We start from the raw sequence: 17238 nt of genomic DNA, 5'->3' as shown, positions 1-17238 counted from the left end.
GGCGAGGGTGGGTGATACTAACGTCATGGAGCGGCCGATCGACATTTTCATCAGCTACTCTCCCGCTGACGAACGCTGGGCGTCGTGGCTGGCCTGGGAACTTGAAGCAGCAGGATACCGCACGATGCTGCAGGCCTGGGACTTCGTGCCCGGCACGAATTTCGTCGACTTCATGGATCGCGGCGTCAAAGAGGCCGCGGTCGTGCTGGCCCTCCTCACCAAGAACTATTTGGGCTCGCGATTCGGAAAACTCGAATGGCAGGCGGCACTCCGCGCCAATCCGGATAATCCAGAAAACAAACTCATCACCGTGCGTATCGAGGACTGCCGGATCGATGGGCTGCTCTCCAATATCACCTGGGTCGACCTGGTCGGGGTGACCGCTCCGGACCACGCTCGCGGGCTGGTTCTCACCCGCATCCGGGAGGCGCTGGCCGGGCGGGCCAAGCCCGAGCAGCGCCCCGCCTTCCCTTCCGCAGCGATGGTGACCCACCCGCTGCCGCTGCTCAGCTCGCCACGGCCCACCTTGATGACCGGGCAGCGCCGCGCCCGCCGCGTCCCCGTGGTGCCCCCGGGGTATCCAGCCAACTTCGAGCCACCCGCCCGGCGGGGCAGCCTGAGCGTGCTGCATGTAGGCGGCCCGAGGTTCGGCCGGACGATGGGGCAGGATCCGCCGCTCAGCCCCGACGAGCTCCAGGCCCGGATCTTCGCCGAGTTGATCCGGCTGACCAACGAGGGCGTGCCCCGGCCTGAGCTGATGGTGGTCTCCGGCGATCTCACGGCGGCGGGCAGCCGCAAACAGATGGCCACCGCGCTGACCTTTCTCACGGGGCTGCGCGCACTCGCCGGGCTGGAACCGCAGCGGGTGATACTGGTGCCAGGCGCCAGGGACGTCAACCTCGCCGCCTGTGAGGCCTATTTCAACGACTGCAAGGCCGACGACGAGCGGCCCGAATCGCCCTACTGGCCGAAGTGGCGACACTTCTCCTCGCTGTTCCGGGAGTTCTACCAGGGCGTGGACTCGATCATGTTCGACAGCGCACAGCCCTGGACGCTGTTCGCGGTGCCGGAGCTCAAGGTCGTGGTGGCCGGGCTCAACTCCACGATGGCGATCAGCCACCGGACGGAGCACCGGTTCGGCCTGGTGGGCGAGTCGCAGACCGCGTGGTTCGCCGAGCGGATCCGTGCCTTCGAGCGGGAGGGCTGGCTCCGGCTCGGCGTGCTGCACCACAGCCTGACGCCGGGGCAGACCGACTCGCTCACCGACCGGGCCAGCGTGGAGGGCCTGCTCAGCGGCAAACTCCACACGATCCTGCAGGGCAGCGGCCGGGACGAAAACCCGACGACGCTGGGCCAAGGCGCGCTCTGCCTGCCCCGGCTTGAGCCCGGCCGGCAACAGGTGCTGGAATTCACCGCAGACGCCCTGATCGTGCACCGGAGCGCCGCGCCCGCCGACCGGATCGAACGGCGCTGGGTGTCGGTCGGCGGCATCTTCCCGATGTCCGGGACCGCGATAGAGCCGATCGCCGTGGGCGGTCCCGAGCCTGACCACCAGCTGACCGCGCAGGTGCAAGGGCCGCGTGGCCGACTCCTCGACCGGATCGCCGAAGCGTGCGAGACGCGGTTCGACCGCACCGTGATCAGGACCGTCGACACCAACCCGCCGCACCTCAGGGTGAGCTACCGCGACGGCGGGTTCGTCCGGGAGTTCTGGGTGGGTGCGGTGGTCGGCGAGCCGACCGCCGATGACGTCGACGACTTCGTCAGGCATGTGCACGCGGGTCACATGGAGCAGTCCGCCGAGCTGGTCTACCTCGGCGCGACGCCCCCTCGCAGCCTGCGCGAGGAGTCGGCCCGGCGTGGGGTCCGGCTGCGCAGCCTGATCGAGTTCCAGGGCCTGGTCGACCTGTCGGAGTACGTGGCAGCCCAGACCAAGCAGCTGAACGAGGACCCGACCTACCCCGCCAGCCTCTACGTCACCCAGGATTTCCGGGAGCTGGACCGGGCCGGCGGCGAGGTCCGTCATGATCTGGCCGGTGAGCTGATCTCCCAGCTCACCGGCGACCAGGGCAAATTCGTGCTGGTGCTGGGTGACTTCGGCCGGGGGAAGACGTTCGTTCTGCGCCAGGTGGTGCGGCGGATGGCCATCGAGACGCCGCACCTGATCCCGATCCTGATCGACCTGCGCACGCTGGACAAGGCGCACTCGGTGGAGATCTTGATCGCCGCGCACCTGGCCAACCAAGGCCAGGAGCAGATCGACCTCAAAGCGGTTCAGTACATGCTCCGGCAGGGCCGGATCGTGCTGTTCTTCGATGGGTTCGACGAACTGGTCACCCGGGTGACGTACGACCGGGCGGCCGACCATCTCGAAACGCTACTCCAGGCGGCCCAGGACCAGGCGAAGATCGTCGTGGCGAGCCGGACCCAGCACTTCAAGTCGGACGCTCAGGTCTTCACCAAACTCGGGGAGATGGTGGGGATCCTGCCGCAGCGGCGGGTGTTCAGCATCGAAGGTTTCTCCTCCGAGCAGATCCTGGCCTACCTGGTCAACGCGTACGGCGACCGGAGACTCGCCGAAGAACGACTCCAGCTGCTGCGCAGTATCCAGGATCTGAGTGGGCTGGCCCGCAACCCCCGGATGCTCAGCTTCATCGCCGAGCTGGCCGATGACCGGCTTCGCGCGGTCGCGCACGCCCGCCGGACGGTCAGCGCCGCCACGCTCTACCAGGAGATTCTCAGCACCTGGTTGCGGCACGAGCAGCTTCGACTGGGCAACCAGCGTGGCGCGCAGGCCGGGCTGGAAGAAGCCGATCTCTGGCATGCGGTGCGAACCCTGGCCATGCGCCTGTGGGAGACCAACGAGCCGTACCTGCGCCTGGCCGAGCTGTCCGAGGTGGCCGACACGCTGTCTGGGCTGGCCGACGGGCGGATGTCCGGTGAACAGGCCGCCCACACCGTGGGCACCGCCAGCCTGCTGGTGCGGACCGAGGACGGCCTGTTCGGCTTCATTCACGGATCGGTGGCCGAGTGGCTCGTCGCCCACTACATCGCCGACGAGTTCCGCGAAGACCGGACGAATCCCACTGCCCTGACCCGGCGTGTGCTGTCGCAGCTGACGGTGGACTTCCTGTGTGACATCGCCGAGGCCCAGGACTGCCAGCGCTGGGCCGACCGGGTTCTCGCCGACCCTGAGGCCGGGAACACCTCGCGCAAGAACGCCCTCAAGATCATTACTCGGCTGCGCACGCCCGCCCAGACGAGCCTGCGCGGCGCGCTGTTACGCGGAGAGGACCTCTCGCATCGCGATCTCCAGGAGGTCGACCTCACCGACGCTGATCTGACCGACGCCCGGCTGGTGGGCACCAACCTGTCCCGCGCGATCCTGCGGGGCACCAAGTTGGCCGGCGCCTGGCTGGACGAAGCCAGGCTGACCGGCGCCGACCTGCGCGGAGCCGATCTCACCAGGGCTCGGCTGGCCAGAACCGACCTCCGTGACGCGGTCATCTCCGGCAGCCGGTGGACACGCGCCACGCTGATCAATGTGACCGCGGCCGACCGGCTGCTGCGCTCCTCCGAACTGCGCGACGCGGCCGTGGTGCCGGGGCGCTCCATCGAGGCGCAGCTCGCCCCCGCCACGGTCGGCGTCCCGTACGGGTTCGACCCCTTGACCACCAGGCTGCCCAACCCGATCGCGTACAACATGGACGGGCAGATCTTCGCGGTGGGCAGCGACGACGGCGGGGTGCTGGTGTTCGAGGCTCCCTCTGGCCGGCCGATACGCACCCTGCAGGGCCACCGAGGCCGGACCTATGCGCTGACCTTCGGCGCCCAGGACCTGCTGGCCACCGGCTCGGCCGACGGGGACGTCCGGATCTGGGACACCGCGACCGGGGAGTGCGCGCACGTCCTGCCGGTGCACCCCAAGGGAGTCTGGCCGCTGCTGTTCAACGAGGGCGGCACGCTGCTGGCCGCGGGTTCCGCCGACGGCACGCTACGGGTGTGGGAAGCCGCCTCCGGCACGTTGCGCTGCGAGCTGCCCGGCCACACCTCGCCGATCTATACGGCGGTTTTCGGCCCGGACGGGACCAGTCTGATCACGGGCGACGCCTCGGCCAATGTTCGGGTCTGGGACTTGACCACGGGCAGCCTGCGTGCGGTGTTGTCGGAAGGCACCGGGCCGGTGTACCGACTGGCGCTCAGCCCGGACGGGACGCTACTGGCCGCTGGTGACCATTTCGGGCTGATCCGCCTGTTCGAGACCGGGACCGGTCGCGTCCTCCACGAGCTGGAGGGCCATCCCGGCCGGGTGTACGCCATCGACTTCCATCCCGAGGGCACTCATCTCGCCACCGGCGACACGATGGGCACGATCCGGGTCTGGAATCTACGGGCTCCGCTGGTGCCGCGCCAGCTGGCCGGACACGCCGGTGCCGTTTACCAAGTGTCGTACACGCCTGACGGAAAGAATCTGATCAGCGTGGACAGCAACGGGTCGCTACGGGTGTGGCAGGGTGAGCTGGGGCAGCCGAGACAGGGCCTGTCCGGGCACCGGGGCTCGATCTGGCCGTTCGCGATCCATCCCGACGGCACACAGCTCGCGACGACCAGCAACGACGACTCGATTCGGTTGTGGGATCTCGGCACCGGTCAGATGACACGCACCCTGCGCGGGCATGGTCGGCGGGTCAGCTCCGTCAACTTCAGCCCAGATGGCACGATGCTGGCCAGCAGCGGCAACGATGGGATCGTCCGGATCTGGGAGCCGCCAACGGGGCGCCTGCTCAAGGAGCTCACCGGCGTGGGCGACCAGCTCACTTCGGCCGTGTTCAGCCCGGATGGCGAACGCATCGCCACGGCTACCAACGACGGCGGGGTGCATCTGCGGCAGACGGCCGGGTGGGACTTCGAACGCGAGCTCGACATCGACACCGACTACGTGTGGGCTCAGGCGTTCAGCCCGAACGGCGAGGTGCTGGCCACTGCCAATGACGACGACTCGGTCCGGCTCTGGTACCGGACCAGCAACACGCTCGCCACCAACCTGGCCGAGCATCGTGGCCGGGTGCGCTCCATTGACTTCAGCCCGGACGGTCGGCTGGTGGCGACCGGATGCGACGATCGCCTGATCCGGGTCTGGGACGCCGGCACCGGCGAATGCCTGCGCACGATGGCCGGCCACACCGACCGCGTCTACAAGGTCGCCTTCAATCCGGCCGGGACCGCGCTGGCGAGCATCAGCAACGACGGCCTGGCCCGGATCTGGGATCACACCACCGGCCGTGAGCTGCAGGTGCTTGACCGGCATGTGGGACGCCTGTGGACGGGCGACTTCAGCGCCGACGGCGCGACCCTGGCGACCGCGGGTGACGACCTGGTGGTCCGCCTCTGGGATGTCGCCACCGGCCGTCATCTGCACACGCTGCCGGGTCATTCCCGCCGCGTCTTCTCGGTCGCGTTCAGCCCGACCGAACCCCTGCTGGCCTCGGCCGGCGACGACGGCACGATCATCCTGTGGGATCTGTCCACCGCCGAGCCGACCCGCAAGGTCACCCTCCTTGGCCTGCCCGGCGGCTGGGCCGCCTTCGCCCCCGACGGCCGCTACAAACAGGACGGCAACGTGCACGGCGAGTTCTGGTTCGCGATCGCCATGTGCCGATTCGATCCGGGTGAACTCGATCCGTATCTGACCGATGTCATCCGCCGCCTTGTCACCCAGGCGGAATTCTGATCACCGCCGCTCCCGGGCAACCGCGCGACGGCCTTCTGCCGGATGGGCGGGACAGCACGTCAGGGAACCGCGGCGACGACGGTGATCTCGACAAGCTGGCCCGTGTATCCCAGACAGGAGACACCCAACAGGGTTGAGGCGTGCGGGCCCACGGCCAGCTCGGAACGGCGCACGACGTCCCAGACCCGGCCAAGATCTTCGGGGGTGTCCGCGACGACGTACACGGTGCTGGACAGCACCTGGCTCAGATCGCTGCCGACCGCTTCCAACGCGGTCCGCAGGTTGGCGAGGACCTGCCGGGTTTGAGCCACGGGGTCATCGGCCCCGACGAGGTCACCGTTCCCGTCCAGGGGGACGGCGCCGGCCATGAACGCCAGGCGCCGACCCGCTTCGACCACGACCGCATGCGCGTAGTCCGGCGGCGGAAACAGACCCTCGGTGATCATCCGGTGAACCATCGCGTTCCTCCTCGGTGAGTCGATGCAGCGATGATCGCTGTGCCCGGCCTGGTGTGTCATCCGGGTTTTCCGGTGCGAAGCCTGACGGCACAACCACCCAGGAGTACGGCCGGAGCCGCGTTCGGACCGCCGCGTTCTACGTTCTCCCAACGTGTGCGCCCGTCGCCAAAGAACACCGCGCGCCACGCAAAAAACATCCGTGATCAGACCGAAGGGTCCCGTGCCATCATCGCCGCCACCGCCCGAGCCCGTCTCCGCCTCGCCGCAGGTGGGACACAGGACGTCCGCCCCCATGCCGTCGGCACAGCACAAAGCAACCCCGTCCACAGCCTGGAACGCAGACCATGCAGCCGAAATATGAGGAAATGCGAGCTCCTCGCGCTCGGCGATTCATGGTCATCTTGAGGTGCTCTCCCCATCCCAACGGATTTCGTGAGGAGCCCCCACAGTGAACATCCGCAGACTGCCCGCCATAACGGCGCTCGCGGCGGCGCTGACCATCGGCGCCCTGGCCGGCGCCGCGCCCGTTTCCGCCACCGCTCAGGCCAGCTCCACCACCGCTCAGGCCCGCCTGCGCGTGGAGCGGCCGGGCCCCTTCGCCACCCTGGAGGAGTGCCAGACGAGGCGGAACTACGTTCTCACGCACGTTCCCTACTACTCCATCACCTCCTGCCAGTACAGCAGCACAGCGCCCGCCGGCTACTACTTCACCTTCACCTACTGAGCCAGCGAGCGGACGGGCATCCGGCTCGGGCTGCGGTCAAGCCTTGGCGGCTTCCGCAGCGCCGGCCGGGCGCCTCCGCTCCGCCACTCCTCCACTTTTCCGCTACTCCTCTCCGAACCCGCGACCACACGCCCCGCTCCTCCGGCGACCGCCCTGCGTCACCCCGCCATATCCTGGTTGCGCGGTCAACGACATATGGTCATGCCTCGAAAGGCAATTCACCGCTGAACACTTCGGAAAACATATCCCGGCCTGAGTTCATCGCGTGTCACATAGCATTCAGCGTCTCCCAAAAATGTCGCGTTCCCCTTCCGTTGCGATCCGATCACGGCTCCTTGCATTCGAAATCGGCGACATCAGAATGAAAGGTGTGCGCTGGCCTCACTGGAAAGGGTCGCGATGGGCGGCCACCGGACTGGCGATCGGTTCCGCTCTGGTGCTCGTCTACCTGGCCGGCCCCTCTTCCGGCTCACCCAAGCCACGCAACACCGCCGCCGGTCTGTGGACCTTCAGAACCGACGGCATCCTCAGGACCGCTCCCGCAGTCGCCGACGGCGTCGTCTACGTCAGCGACGGTCACGGCACGGTGTACGCGATGGACGCCGCGACCGGCGACGAACGCTGGAGCCGGGAGATGGACTTCATGTTCTTCTCCAGTCCCGCGGTCGCCGACGGCGTCGTCTACGTCGGCGGCAACGGCGGCAGGGTGTACGCCATGGACGCCGCGACCGGCGACGAACGCTGGACCCACAAGCTCCGCGACCTGATCTTCTCCAGTCCCACGGTGGCCAACGGCGTCGTGTACATCGGCGGCGGCGAGGACGACCGCCAGCTGCACGCGCTGGACGCGGCGACCGGCGACGAGCTCTGGGCCCACAGGATGGAGCAGATGATCGTGTCCAAGCCAGCGGTGGTCGACGGCATCGTGTACGCCAGCAGCACGGACGGCAACGTGTACGCCCTGGACGCCGCGACCGGCGCCATACGCTGGACCCACGAAACCGGCGACTGGATCGGCTCCAGTCCTGCGGTGGTCGACGGCGTCGTCTATGTCGGCAGCTACGACCGCAAGGTGTACGCCCTGGACGCGACGACGGGCCTGGCACGCTGGACCCACGGAATCGGCGACGTGACCAACTGCAGCCCGGCGGTGGCCGACGGCGTCGTGTACATCGGCGGCAACGACGGCAAGGTGTACGCCCTGGACGCCGTGACCGGCGCCGAACGCTGGACCCACAAAACCGGCGGCCCGACCAATTCCAGCCCGGCGGTGGCCGACGGCGTCGTCTACATCGGCAGCAGCGACAACAAGGTGTACGCCCTGGACGCCGCGACCGGCGCCGAACGCTGGAGCCGTCCGACAAACGACCGGGTCAGGACGCCCCTGACGGTGTCCGGCGGCGTCGTGTACGTCACCAGCGAGGACGGCACGGTGTACGCCATGGAGGCGAAAACGGGATTCGGCACGCCGCGCACCCCGCCCGCCACGGGCCCGCGCCCGATGGGCCAAGCCGTGACGCCACCACGGCGATGAACACCTCACCGCCTCCGCGAGGAGACCTTGGCCTGTGGCCCCTCCCCCGGGTCCGCATCGCCTCGCGCGAGGTCGCAAGGCGGGCCTCGTGCTTCTCGAACCGCCGGAGCCGATGCCGGAAGACGCCCGCCGGAAAATGTCGGTGGCCGGTGTAAAACTCACTCGACATGAGCGACGATGTGCGACTGAGGGACGTGGAAGAGACCGACCTGGAGCTGTTCCTGGAGCACGAGCACGACCCGGAAACGGTTCGGCGATCGAAGTTCGCTCCTCGGGAGCGGGAAACCTTCATGACTCACTGGGCCACGAAGGTCCTCGGGGACCCCACCGTCCTGGTGCAGACGGTCACCGTCGACGGTCAACCGGCCGGCAACATCGTGGCCTGGTGGGAGCGGGACAGGCGCTTCATCGGATATGTGTTCGGCCGCCCGTACTGGGGGCGGGGCATCGGCACCAAGGCAATGACGCTCTTTCTCCAGCGGGAAAAGGCCCGCCCGCTCTACGCCGACCCGTTCACCGAAAACACGGCCTCGGTGCGGCTGTTGGAGAAATGCGGCTTCCGGCCTGCCGGAAAGGTCCAGCACGGCGAGCACGAGCACGAGCACGTGATGCTCGTGCTCGACGAGGACTAGCGGGCCGGGAACTCGCTTCTGCCGTGAACGGCGACGTCCGCGCCGGTGATGGAGGAGGCGAGGTAGCTCGCCAGATGAAGGGGATGCCGGTACGGCGGTGCGGGATCAGATCCCGGCCTCGCATCGCGCGAGGCCGGGACCGGTTCCGTTTACCCGACGGCGTAGGCGCGGGTGATGGTCTGGGTGAGGCCGGTGCCCGAGGCGCCGGTCACGGTCGCGCGCAGGGAGACGAATCCCGGCGTGCCGGGGTTGCGTACCGTGGCGGTCCAGCCGGTGGTGGTCCTGACGGCGGGGACGCGCTGCCAGGTGGCGCCGTCGTCGGTGGAGATTTCCAGTTTGGTCAGCGCCGTTGCCGTCTGGGCGGCTCCGGGGTTGCGCTCGATGCGGATCGGCAGCTGGGTCAGCGAGCCGGGCTTGGCACGGTTGAACTCGTCGAGTCCGGCGGGGATATAACGCACCGCGCTCAGCGGCAGAGGCTGGGCCTTGTCGGTCCTGGCCGACTGGAAGGTCCAGACGGTCTCGACGGCGGTGGACAGGGTCGAGTGCGGCACCTGCCTGCGCATCGAGGTGGTGAGGGTGTAGGCGGCGTTCTCGGCGGGCAGGTCGGCGTCGAGCTCGCAGACCTGCTCGGTCGCGCAGCCGGTCAGATCGGTCTTGGCGAGGGTCTGCCTGTCGCGGGTGAGGGTTGCGGTGCCGGTGGCGGCGTCGTCGGCGCCGATCCTGCCGGTGACGCCGTCGGCGAAAAGGTTGCCCGCGGGGAAGGTCAGGTGGTCGCCGGTGCGTTCACCGCCGGGGACGGTGAAGGAGGGGCCGCTCACCGCGGCGTTCCACGTCTCGTGGGTGTGCCCACGCCTGGCGTTTCTGCCATTGTCCTGCAGCCATGATGTGCCGACCCGGAGCGCGCTGTCCCATACCAGCCCGGGGGTGCGGTAGTAGGTGAACGTGCCCGGCAGGTTCACCTCTCCCTGGCGCTGCGAGAAGTCCAGGCCGTGGAAACGGGGGCCGGAGTATGAGACGCCGGTGGCCGTCACGCCGGAGGCCGGGTAAGCCGTCGTGACCTTCGCGAGGTCGTGCCGCTTTGCCGTGTAGGTGGGGCTGTCCGGGATTCCGCCGCTGCGGTGGTCGGCGAGGTCGTAGAGATACGGGGTCTGCGAGCTCTTCGCACCGTCCCAGACGGTTCGCATTATGTACTCCAGCCCCGCCTTGCGGACAGGAACGAGGAAGACTCCCTCGTTGGCGTTCAACGTGGGATCCCACTCCATCTGGTTCCAGGCGCCCTCGGCAATCCCGAAATCCACTCCGGGGCGGAGCACCGCAGCGGGGTCGTCGATCGCATGGCGGGCCTGTTTGCCCTGGCGGGCGTCCACCGTGATCCGCTGGTCGGCGCCGTCGACCTTCAGCGTGGTGTGCGCGATCGTGATCCCGCTCCCTTGCTGGGAGATGGATGTGTGCAGACCCCACTCTCCCTCGGGCACCCGGAGCGTGGCCGTGCCGTTCTCGAAGGAGAGCAGGCGCAGGTCGCCGGTCTTCGGGTCGTACAGCTGCGCGGAGCCGTCGGAGGGTTCGCCGTCCCTGCCCAGGAGGGTGACGGTCACGTCGTAGGACTCCGGCTCGACGTAGGCCCCGGCCAGCGCACGTACCACGGTCTGGCCTGACGTGGCGGTGATGGTCCCGGGATAGTCGCCCGGTGCTTTGCCGGTAGCGTCGAGGGTGAGGGTGACCGAGGCTTTTCCGCCCGCGGGCACCTCCAGACGCTGGGTCGACAGTTTGAGCACCTCGCCCTCTGCGGTCAGGTCGAGGGTGACCGGTGAGTCACCGGAGTTGGTGTAGGTGATGGTCTTGGTGTTCACCCGCTCGGTCTTCCAGGGGAAGGCGGCCCACACGTTGCCGGGCTCCGCGGTGACCTGCTGGGCCAGGGCGCGCACCAGGTCGATGCGGCCTGCGCCCTGCTGGTAGGCCGTGGCGCCCGCCGCGGGGGCGGCGCTGCCGATGAGGGCGGCCTTGAGCTGTTGTCCGGTCCATTCGGGGTGGCGCTGGGCCAGGATCGCCGCGGCCCCGACCACGTGCGGGGCGGCCATGGAGGTGCCGGACCTGGTGACGTAGGGGCCGTCGGCGGTGCCCGCGGCCGCCGCGGCCGTGATGTCCACGCCCGGCGCGGTGACGTCCGGTTTGATGGCGTGGTCACCCTGGCGCGGCCCCGCGCTGGAGAAGCCGGCCACCTTGTCCTGGTGGTCGACCGCGCCGACGGTCAGCGCCGCGTCCGCGCTGCCGGGGCTGGCCATTGTGGGCTTGCCGTTCCCGCGGTTGCCCGCGGCCACGACGAACAGTGTGCCGGTCCGCTCCGACAGCGTGTTCACCGCCTGCTCCAGCGGGTCGAGCTCCGGGGTGTCGGTCGACCCGAAGCTCATGTTGACGATCTTGGCCTTGACCTCGACGGCTGCCCACTCCATGCCCGCCAGGATGGCGGAGTCGGTGCCGCCGTCCCTGCCGCCGAGCTTGCCGATGGCGAGTTTGGCGTCCGGTGCCACGCCCCGGTACTTCTGCCCGGCGCCGGCGATGATCGAGGCGATGTGGGTGCCGTGGCCGAACGTGTCGCGAATGTCGGGTTCGTCGCTGAAGTTGCGTTCCTGGGTCACCACGCCCTTCAGATCGGGGTGGGTGGGATCGTAGCCGGTGTCGAGTATGGCGACGGTGACACCTTTGCCGGTCAGGCCCTGCTGCCAGGCCTGGGGGGCGCCGATCTGCTTGACGCTCCGGTCTAGGGTGAAGGAGCGGCGGCCGTCCAGCCAGAGTTTGGTCCTGCCCGCGGACAGGGCGTGGGGTCCGCCGGTCAGGTCCTTCCAGGCCTGGGCGGTGTTCGCCTTGGGTACTCGCAGGGCGGTCATGCCCAGGTCGGCCAGAGGCCGGGTCTGCAGAGCGCCCTGCGGGGCGGCGGGAGCTTGCTCGCCGGTGGTCTGGGTGATCAGCGGGATGTCGGTGCGGTCGGCGTCGCCGTACCTCCACTCCAGCAGCTGGGTGATGTCGAACAGTCGCCGGTCCAGGGTGCCGTCGGCGATCAGGGGGCGGGCGTCGGACGGAATCACGTACAGGTGACCTCCGAGCACCTGTCGGGTGAAGCCCACGTTCCTGCCCGGGCCGGGTTCGATGTGGTATCCCCTGCCGGCGATGGTGACCCGGTCGCCGGTGATCAGGGTCACGCCGTTCGTTCCGCTCGCACCCGAGGGGCCGTTCGTTCTGCCCGTGCCGGAGGGTTCAGCGAGGGCGGGTTGCGCCTGAAGCGGGGCGGTGCCGAGGGCGCACGCCAGCAGGGCGGCCATGGGTAAGGCCGCAAATGATCTTCTTGGCATGGGGAAGACCGTACTTCGCGCAATGAAGTAAGAGCAATGACTTCGGTAAAGCCCTGATTTCTGATGGCTACTCGCGGCATTCCTGATACTTGCTCGAAGCATTTCCGATGGCTGCTCGAAACATTTCCGATGGCTGCTTCCGAGCTTGAAAGGCCGGCGTTACCCGGGGCGGTCGGTGATGGACTGTGGCGATCGGTTATCCCGGAGGTGCGCCGAGGGCGGCGGGCTGACCGCCGCGGAACATACTCAACGTGAGCAGCTACGCTTCGAGATCGCGGAGTTGTTCACGCAAGGACTGCCCGCGCCGCGGGGGCAGGCCAACGAGCTGGGTGAAGGAGCCGCTGATGACCACCGACGCAACGATGACCCGGATCGGCCAGGGGGTGGAGTTGCATCACCACCAAGGTCAGCGTGAAGCCGCTCGCGACTTGTTCACGCAGATCTGGGACGACATCGGTGGCGAGCAAGGCGACCCGCTGCATGTTTGCGTCCTTGCCCATTCGATGGCCGACGTGCAGGACGATGTGCACCAAGAGCTGATGTGGGATCTGCGAGCGCTTGCCGCCGCCGATCTGGTCACCGATGAGCGGGTAGGCCAAGCTGGGGTGACGCTTTCAGCGGCCGGCTTGTATCCGTCGTTGCACCTCAACGTGAGCGAGTGCTATCGCAAGCTGGGCGATCTCGGCCGCGCCCGTGAGCACCTCCAGCAGGCGCAAGCCAAGATCGGCGCACTTGGCGACGACGGGTACGGGCAGCTCATCAAGGGTGGCCTGAAGCGGCTGGCCGAACAGTTGGGTGACGCCGTCTGACTGCGCCCGGCGAGTGGGCGGGAGGGAAGGTCGTGATTCTCTCGGCTCGCCCCGGGGCCAGGAACTACTGTCGCGAGCATGGTCGAACACGATGCCCTCAGTGCCACCCGCGAGGCTTACGACGCTGCTGCCTCCACCTATGCGCAGCTGTTCCGTGATTCACTGCGTGACAGTCCCCTGGACCGCGCGATCTTGGGTGTCTTCGCCGAGGTCGTCAGTGCGAGTGGGGACGGTCAGGTCGCGGACCTGGGGTGCGGGCCTGGCCATATCACCGCTTATCTGGACGAGCTGGGGCTAGCGGCGTTTGGTGTCGATGCCTCTCCTGCGATGATCGAGTTGGCTCGACAGGCCTATCCGGGCCTGCGGTTCGACGTGGGCTCGATGGCCGCGGTGAACATCGCTGACGGCGTACTGGGCGGCGTACTCTCACGTTGGTCCATCATCCACACTCCGCCGCAGGAACTCCCCGTCATCCTGGCGGAGTTCCACCGCGTGCTGGCACCTGGCGGCCACCTTCTGGTCGGCTTTTCGGCAAGCGATGATCCGTCTCACCCGACGCAGGTCTTCGATCACACAGTCGCGCCGGCCTATCGGTGGTGGCCTGATCACCTCGCCGCGATGCTGCGCGAGTCCGGGTTGCCCGAGGTGGCCCGGATGGTTCGGGAGCCTCAGCCCACCGACCGGCGACAGTTCCAGGAGATTCACCTGCTCGCCCGCAAAGCCTGGGCAGGGGCTGCCTGACCGAACACATGACCGCATCCAACCTGCCGCGCGGGGAGCCGTCAGGCTCCAGGCATCAACTCATGATCAGGACTTACCGCCCGTTCGAGCTCCGATGTGGTCGAACGAGGGGACTCCGAAAAACACCCTCGATGACCTGCGCTCCTGGCGGGCATCGAGCTGGGCGATCTTCTCTTCTGCCCCAGCGAGGCTGATCCGTAACCCTTCGACCTCGCCGAGCCGGCCTTCGCGTTCGGCCTCGGCGGTGTGGCCCCCCGCGGCGGTCGATGGGCGAGTGCGGCGGCGGAAGGGTGCTGGACGACTCCCCCAAATCGCGGGCCGGTCGCGGGCCGGTCCCGGGTGGTCGCCGGGTGGTCGCCATCCCTCCGGGGATCATTCCTGAGCTGCGGGTGCATCTGGAGATGTTCGCCGAAGCTGCTGCATCGCAGTTCAGAGGCGATGATGCCCTATCCGCAAGTATCCGCGATTCCCTTTTGTTCCCCGACATTACCGGCACGGGAGTGGTACGGCATCAGCTCCCCCACCCAAACCGCATTAGCAGCTCGGGGCACCGCCGTTCAGGAAAGTCCCACCTGGGCCAACGCCCCGATGGTCTTTCTGGAACGAGCCGGCACGGCGATGAACTGCAACTGGGATTGCAACTCAACGCCGGGACCATCAGATCGACGGATGCCTGCTCGACAACACCTGGGGTGAATCGGTACCGCTTTTGAGGTGTCCAACCGGTTGCGGAGTGGCGCCTGGTCCTGTCCAGTAGTGACAACGCCTACATGGTTCTCCAGCCTGTGAGACTGGTAACGCGAAGGAGCGTCGTTAATGGATGTGGGGGCGACCGCGGCGGCGGTGGCGATAATCGCGGGGACCGGCGCGGGGACCGGTCTGGGAGAAAAAGCGGCGCTGACGCTGGTGGGCACCATTCGGGCGCGGATCCGTGCGGTATTCGGGGCGGATACGAGATCGGTGGACGTACTGGAACAGGTGCAGGAGCAGCCCGAGGACGACAACAGGATCAGGGTGTTGGCGGCGGCGCTGGCCTGGTATGCCTGGCGTGACCCGCAGTTCGCGACGGAACTGGAGGGGTGGACGGAAAAGCACGCACCGCCCGGGTCGGTAATCCAGCAAATGATCGCCGATCGCGATATCTACGTCGCCGGGCATGACGTGTATCTGAACCAGACGCCTCCGCCCGTGCCCGTACGGCCTGAGGGCCAGGTGGTATCGGCGGACATTCCACGGGAGCCGAAGGCGTTTCAGCCGCGTCCGGAGTTGATGGAAGCGTTGCGGCAGGCGGCGCAATCGGGTCAGGCTGCGGTGATCTGCGCGTTGACCGGTGCGCGCGGGGTGGGCAAAACGCAGATCGCAGCAGCGTATGCGCGGCACTGTGCGCGGCAGGGGTGGCCGCTGGTCGCGTGGGTGCACGCCGAAACGGGTGATCAGCTGGTGGCCGGGCTGGATGCGGTCGCCGCCGATCTGGGCATCACCGTACCCGGGGAGGACGCCGCGGCCGGGGCGCGCCGGTTGAAGAAGTGGCTGACCGGCCAGAGCGAGCGGTGCCTGATCGTGCTGGACAACCTGAGCGACGCCGATCTGGTCGCGCCCTGGCTACCGCCGCTGGGAACGGTACAGGTGGTGATCTCCAGTAACTACCGCAGCGTGGAGCTGCTCGGAACCGCGGTGCGGGTGGATGTCTTCACCGACGCTGAAGCACTGGCGTTCCTGCGCGAACGCGCCGATCGGCCGTGGAGGGCCGACGCCGAGGCACAGGCGCGAGCGCTCGCGCAGGAGGTGGATCATCTGCCGCTGGCACTGGCTGCGGCGGCGTATGTCATCAACCGGCAGTCGCTGGGCTATGACACCTACGTCGAGCGGTTACGGGCGACATCTTTGCAGGAGGCGTTTCCGAAGGTTCCCGGTGACGAATACCCCGTCGGTGCGGCACAGGCGGTGCTGCTGGCATTGGCTGAGTTCGCCTCCGGTCACGCTACCGGGGTTGAGCGGGGCCTGCTGGAGGTGATGGCGGTGCTTTCCCCCGCGGGGGTGCCGCGTGCCTGGCTGCATCGGGCTGCCGCTGATCGGGATCTGCTAGGGGATATCACCGAGGACGGGACGGTGCGGGTGGATGCGGCGATCAGGACACTGACCGATGCGTCGCTGCTGGTGCTGAGCCAGGATGGGGCGACGGTGAGCATGCACCGCTTCATCCAGCGCGTCACACGCGACACAGCTCACAAGCAACGCCGACTGGAGAACGTGGTCAGCGCGGCAGTGGCCTGGGTTGAGGCGTGCGGGCCGCCGATCCATCGGGTGGTGTGGGATCGGCTGGACCGTGAGGCGCTCATCGACCAGGCCTCGACCTTGCACCTGCATGTCTGTTCCGTGGAATCCCTCGGGTCGTCATCACTGATCACGGCGGTTTTAGGTTTGCAGAACCAGGCGGGACAGTACTTGGAAGCCGCAGGGGATCTGGGGCGGGCCATCCCGCTGTACGAACAGACCCTCACCGACGCCATCCGAATCCTGGGCACCGACCACCCTGACACCCTGGCCAGCCGCAACAACCTCACGGGCGCCTACGAATCGGCAGGGGATCTAGGGCTGGCCATCCCACTGTACGAACGGACCCTCACCGACTTCATCCGAATCCTGGGCACCGACCACCCCCACACCCTGACCGGCCGCAACAACCTCGCCTACGCCTACGAATCGGCAGGGGATCCGGGGCGGGCCATCCCACTGTACGAACAGACCCTCACCGACCGGACGCGGGTCCTGGGCCCCGACCACCCCGACACCCTGGCCAGCCGCAACAACCTCGCGGGCGCCTACCGAGCGGCGGGGGATCCGGGGCGGGCCATCCCACTGTACGAACAGACCCTCACCGACCGGACGCGGGTCCTGGGCCCCGACCACCCCGACACCCTGACCGGCCGCAACAACCTCGCGGGCGCCTACGAATCAGCAGGAGATCTAGAGCGGGCCATCCCGCTATACGAGCAAACCCTCACCGACCAGACGCGGGTCCTGAGCGCCGACCACCCCGACACCCTGACCAGCCGCAACAACCTCGCCAGCGCCTACGAATCAGCAGGAGATCTAGAGCGGGCCATCCCACTGTACGAACAGACCCTCACCGACCAGACGCGGGTCCTGGGCCCCGACCACCCCCACACCCTGACCAGCCGCAACAACCTCGCCAGCGCCTACGAATCAGCAGGAGATCTAGAGCGGGCCATCCCACTGTACGAACAGACCCTCACCGACC

At 68.0% G+C, this 17238-nt stretch carries 9 protein-coding genes; 7 read left to right on the top strand and 2 right to left on the bottom strand.

The features are described 5' to 3' along the window. Window positions 1-25 precede the first annotated feature (25 nt). Entirely contained in the window at window positions 26-5731 is a 5706-nt protein-coding gene (locus AB0395_RS19345; protein WP_366282298.1) for a TIR domain-containing protein, read from the top strand. Window positions 5732-5790: 59 nt separating this feature from the next. Here AB0395_RS19345 and AB0395_RS19340 read toward each other — a convergent pair whose 3' ends face one another. After that, window positions 5791-6189, bottom strand: a complete 399-nt coding sequence (locus tag AB0395_RS19340) for a RidA family protein (RefSeq protein WP_366282296.1) — start codon at window positions 6187-6189, stop codon at window positions 5791-5793. Window positions 6190-6637: 448 nt separating this feature from the next. On the opposite strand from AB0395_RS19340, the gene AB0395_RS19335 reads away from it, so the two are divergent. The 3 genes from AB0395_RS19335 (at window position 6638) to AB0395_RS19325 (ending at window position 9079) form a co-directional block, all read left to right on the top strand. Beyond that, window positions 6638-6913: a hypothetical protein gene (locus tag AB0395_RS19335; protein ID WP_366282294.1), complete on the top strand. Its 276-nt coding sequence runs from the start codon at window positions 6638-6640 to the stop codon at window positions 6911-6913. A gap of 370 nt (window positions 6914-7283) precedes the next feature. After that, a complete protein-coding gene (locus AB0395_RS19330; RefSeq protein ID WP_366282292.1) occupies window positions 7284-8447 on the top strand; it encodes a PQQ-binding-like beta-propeller repeat protein in 1164 nt (387 codons plus the stop codon). 167 nt (window positions 8448-8614) lie between these two features. Next, window positions 8615-9079: a GNAT family N-acetyltransferase gene (locus tag AB0395_RS19325; RefSeq protein WP_366282291.1), complete on the top strand. Its 465-nt coding sequence runs from the start codon at window positions 8615-8617 to the stop codon at window positions 9077-9079. 149 nt (window positions 9080-9228) lie between these two features. On the opposite strand, the gene AB0395_RS19320 is transcribed toward AB0395_RS19325, so the two are convergent. Then, window positions 9229-12426 carry a S8 family serine peptidase gene (locus AB0395_RS19320; RefSeq protein WP_366282290.1) on the bottom strand — a complete coding sequence of 1066 codons (3198 nt, stop codon included), beginning with the start codon at window positions 12424-12426 and terminating at the stop codon, window positions 9229-9231. Window positions 12427-12770: 344 nt separating this feature from the next. On the opposite strand from AB0395_RS19320, the gene AB0395_RS19315 reads away from it, so the two are divergent. From AB0395_RS19315 to AB0395_RS19305, 3 genes are all read left to right on the top strand, one after another. Beyond that, the gene (locus AB0395_RS19315) at window positions 12771-13235 is read left to right on the top strand and encodes a hypothetical protein (RefSeq protein WP_366282288.1); all 465 of its coding nucleotides are present in this window, start codon (window positions 12771-12773) and stop codon (window positions 13233-13235) included. 78 nt (window positions 13236-13313) lie between these two features. Then, entirely contained in the window at window positions 13314-13976 is a 663-nt protein-coding gene (locus tag AB0395_RS19310) for a methyltransferase domain-containing protein (RefSeq protein ID WP_366282287.1), read from the top strand. Between the two features lie 816 nt (window positions 13977-14792). After that, window positions 14793-17238 (top strand): tetratricopeptide repeat protein (locus tag AB0395_RS19305; RefSeq protein ID WP_366282286.1); only part of this gene is annotated, 2446 nt, incomplete at its 3' end.

Origin of the sequence: Streptosporangium sp. NPDC051023 (genome assembly GCF_040689595.1) — a bacterium.
Lineage (GTDB): Bacteria > Actinomycetota > Actinomycetes > Streptosporangiales > Streptosporangiaceae > Streptosporangium.
The sequence above is the reverse complement of the archived record's forward strand: the minus strand, read 5'-3'. Positions and strand labels throughout refer to the sequence as shown.

What these genes read in the sequence shown, in the direction of transcription:
- AB0395_RS19345 (WP_366282298.1), top strand. Translation starts at nt 26, where the DNA reads ATGGAGCGGCCGATCGACATTTTCATCAGCTACTCTCCCGCTGACGAA.
- AB0395_RS19340 (WP_366282296.1), bottom strand. Translation starts at nt 6,189, where the DNA reads ATGGTTCACCGGATGATCACCGAGGGTCTGTTTCCGCCGCCGGACTAC.
- AB0395_RS19325 (WP_366282291.1), top strand. Translation starts at nt 8,615, where the DNA reads ATGAGCGACGATGTGCGACTGAGGGACGTGGAAGAGACCGACCTGGAG.
- AB0395_RS19320 (WP_366282290.1), bottom strand. Translation starts at nt 12,426, where the DNA reads ATGCCAAGAAGATCATTTGCGGCCTTACCCATGGCCGCCCTGCTGGCG.
- AB0395_RS19315 (WP_366282288.1), top strand. Translation starts at nt 12,771, where the DNA reads ATGACCACCGACGCAACGATGACCCGGATCGGCCAGGGGGTGGAGTTG.
- AB0395_RS19310 (WP_366282287.1), top strand. Translation starts at nt 13,314, where the DNA reads ATGGTCGAACACGATGCCCTCAGTGCCACCCGCGAGGCTTACGACGCT.